Source organism: Caulobacter sp. P1_B12_2 (genome assembly GCF_056406675.1).
In genome coordinates this window covers 1-2,488 of the sequence record NZ_JBFTZS010000573.1, presented here as the reverse complement: position 1 = coordinate 2,488, position 2,488 = coordinate 1, and the positions used below count along the sequence as shown (strand labels likewise).

Here is a 2,488-nt window from a genome sequence, read left to right as displayed (position 1 = left end):
GTCCAAGCTGGGCTACTACCAAGGTCCCCAGGACGGCGTCACCTCGCCGGCCCTGCAGATGGCCATCGCCGCCTACCAGCGCGACCAGAACCTGCAGACCTCCGGCGCCCTGGACAGCGAAACCCTCAGCCGCCTGTCGACCTGGGCACGCTAGGCCCGAACGACGGCTGCGGCGGCTAAGGCCAAGCTTTCAAAGTCTTTTTGGGTGAGCGCTTGCCTAAGCTCGTCCACAGGCTGTGTCCTGTGGTCAAATATCGTCCGTGGACCTAAGGGCTGACGTCGGTAATAGTCAGTCCCTTCCGGGGGGAAGGGCGCGCGTCGGAGCTCGCGCCCGAAGGAGTAGACATGGCGTTCGAAGCAGCAGCGGCCGATCACATGCAAGATCGCGTGCCGGTACCTCCGGCCGTATGGGTTTGCGGTCTGGCCACGCTGATCCCGTTCGTCATCTGCTCGGCCCTGTTCTGCTACGGCCCGATCGACATGCGCCAGGTCGCGCTGATCAGCCTGCTGGCCTATTCCAGCGCCATGATGTCGTATCTGGGCGGCGTACGTTGCGGCCTCGAGATCGAGCGCTCCAGCCCGCGCTGGATGACGCTGGGCCTGTCCCTGCTGTTCCCGCTGGCCGGTTTCGGCCTGCTGCTGGGCGGCCTGAAGTTCGAGCCGGCCTGGCAGTTGTCGGGCTTCCTGCTGGTCTTCATCCTGCAATGGCTGTGGGACGTGACCAACCACGACGGCCCTGCGTGGCGTCCGCGCCTGCGCACCCTGCTTACGTCCGGCGCGGCCATCTCCCTGGCCTTCGCGCTGGAGCAGGCCCTTCACCTCTAGACCTACTGTGTAATGGCCACCGTTTCGGTCGCCGTCGCGTTCACCACCGCAGCCGTGGTGACATCGGCCACCGGCGCGTTGATCACGACCACGGATGGGGCCTGGGCCTTCGGCGCACCGACCACGGCCGCCGTGGCAGCCTCGGCTTTCGGCGCATTGATCAACGGCGTTTCCTCGTTCAGCGGGTCGGACACGCACGCGGCCGCGACCTGCTTGCTCAGCTTTTGTTCCTTGCCGTTGTCCCGCATGCCCAGGGCGGCGGAGGCCACGGTGCCGGCGAACGGCACGACGGCGTTGCCGCCCATGCCGACGGCCTTCTTGAGTAAGCCCGGCTCCTCGTAGTCGATCGCCTTGGCTCGAAGGGCCTTGCAGGCCTCGGTGTCGTATTTTGGGTCCTTGGCGTCGAGCTTGGCCACGGTCTTGACCGGGGCTTCGCCGGCCGCGGCGGTCATCGGCCCCGCCGATAGGGCCAAAGCGGCGCCGATGCCGATCAGGATCGGTCGCATGACGGATCTCCTTCCAACGTCCCGGGGATCAAACGCCCGGGGGCGATGGGTGATCCGTCTCAGTCCGGACGCAGCGACTTCCAGCCGACCGCGTGCACCCGGCGAGGGCCCAGGGCGGCGGCCAGGGGCGGTCCGCCGAACAGCGGCGCGAAGGCCTGGTCCATGATGTTCAGCCCGCCGGTGAACGCCCCGAAGGCCGGCAGGACCAGGCGGGCGCCGTCGGTGACGAAGCAGCGCCGGCGGATCGTGGCCCGGCCACTGGTCACCTTGGCGGCCGGATGCAGGTGGCCGGCCACCTCGCCGGGCTGTGCGCCGTGCAGGGGTTCGTGGCGGAACGTCAGCCCGGCGATCTGGGCCTCGTCGACCACGTCGCCGGGCAGGGCGCGGGGCCCGTCCTCGTCGTGATTGCCGACCGCCCAGACCAACTGGCGGCCCAGGGCCAGGGCGGCGATGCGGGCCCGGTCGTCGGCCGGCAGCCGATCCTCGCCGGCCCCGTCGTGGAAGCTGTCGCCCAGGAAGACCAGGGTGGCGGGCGCCAGCGACGCCAGTTCCCGCTCCAGCCGATCCAGGGTCTCGCGCGTGTCGTAGGGCGGCAGCATCTGGCCAAAGCGCGCGGCGTAGCTGCTGCCCTTCTCGAAGTGCAGATCGGCCACCACCATCGTGCGCTCGGCCTCCAGCCACAGGGCCCCCGAGTGACGCAGCAAGGCGCGTGTCCCCGCGATCTCGATCCGCAGGCCGCCGCAATCGCCGATTTGAAACGCCAGACTGGTCACGCTGCTGATACTCTCATCAAGCCATCGCCGAGGCGATCAGGTCTTCCTCGGCCTCGGCCAGGATCATTTCACCGGCCGCGTCGCCCGGCGCGCGCTCGCGGCCGATCTCCAGCATGATCGGCACGGCGATCGGTGACACGCGGTCGAGCGCCGCATGGCGGATGCGGCCCTGGATCCGCACCAGCAGGTCGCCCAGCCGCGCCACGTCCAGGGAGCCGGTCGCGGCGTCGGCCCGGGCGCAGCGCAGCAGCAGGTGGTCGGGCTGGTGGCGGCGCAGGACGTCATAGATCAGGTCGGTCGAGAAGGTCACCTGGCGGCCGGACTTCTCCTGGCCCGGATGGCGGCGCTCGATCAGGCCCGAGATCAGGGCGCACGCCTTGAAGG

The 2,488-nt window shown here is 69.3% G+C and carries 4 protein-coding genes and 1 pseudogene; 2 read left to right on the top strand and 3 right to left on the bottom strand.

Annotated elements, in window-relative coordinates:
• The first annotated feature begins 7 nt into the window (after positions 1–7).
• The gene (locus tag AC1DZ6_RS23465) at positions 8–154 is read left to right on the top strand and encodes a peptidoglycan-binding domain-containing protein (RefSeq protein ID WP_477099516.1); all 147 of its coding nucleotides are present in this window, start codon (positions 8–10) and stop codon (positions 152–154) included.
• A gap of 221 nt (positions 155–375) precedes the next feature.
• Positions 376–825, top strand: a complete 450-nt coding sequence (locus AC1DZ6_RS23460) for a DUF3429 domain-containing protein (RefSeq protein ID WP_477099515.1) — start codon at positions 376–378, stop codon at positions 823–825.
• A 2-nt stretch (positions 826–827) separates the two neighbouring features.
• Here AC1DZ6_RS23460 and AC1DZ6_RS23455 read toward each other — a convergent pair whose 3' ends face one another.
• From AC1DZ6_RS23455 to AC1DZ6_RS23445, 3 genes and pseudogenes are all read right to left on the bottom strand, one after another.
• Positions 828–1,331 (bottom strand): hypothetical protein, encoded by a 504-nt coding sequence (locus AC1DZ6_RS23455; protein WP_477099513.1) that lies wholly within the window; start codon positions 1,329–1,331, stop codon positions 828–830.
• A gap of 59 nt (positions 1,332–1,390) precedes the next feature.
• Positions 1,391–2,095 carry a ligase-associated DNA damage response endonuclease PdeM gene (gene pdeM, locus AC1DZ6_RS23450; RefSeq protein WP_477099514.1) on the bottom strand — a complete coding sequence of 235 codons (705 nt, stop codon included), beginning with the start codon at positions 2,093–2,095 and terminating at the stop codon, positions 1,391–1,393.
• Positions 2,096–2,120: 25 nt separating this feature from the next.
• A pseudogene (locus tag AC1DZ6_RS23445) lies at positions 2,121–2,488 on the bottom strand (DNA ligase-associated DEXH box helicase); the annotation flags it as partial.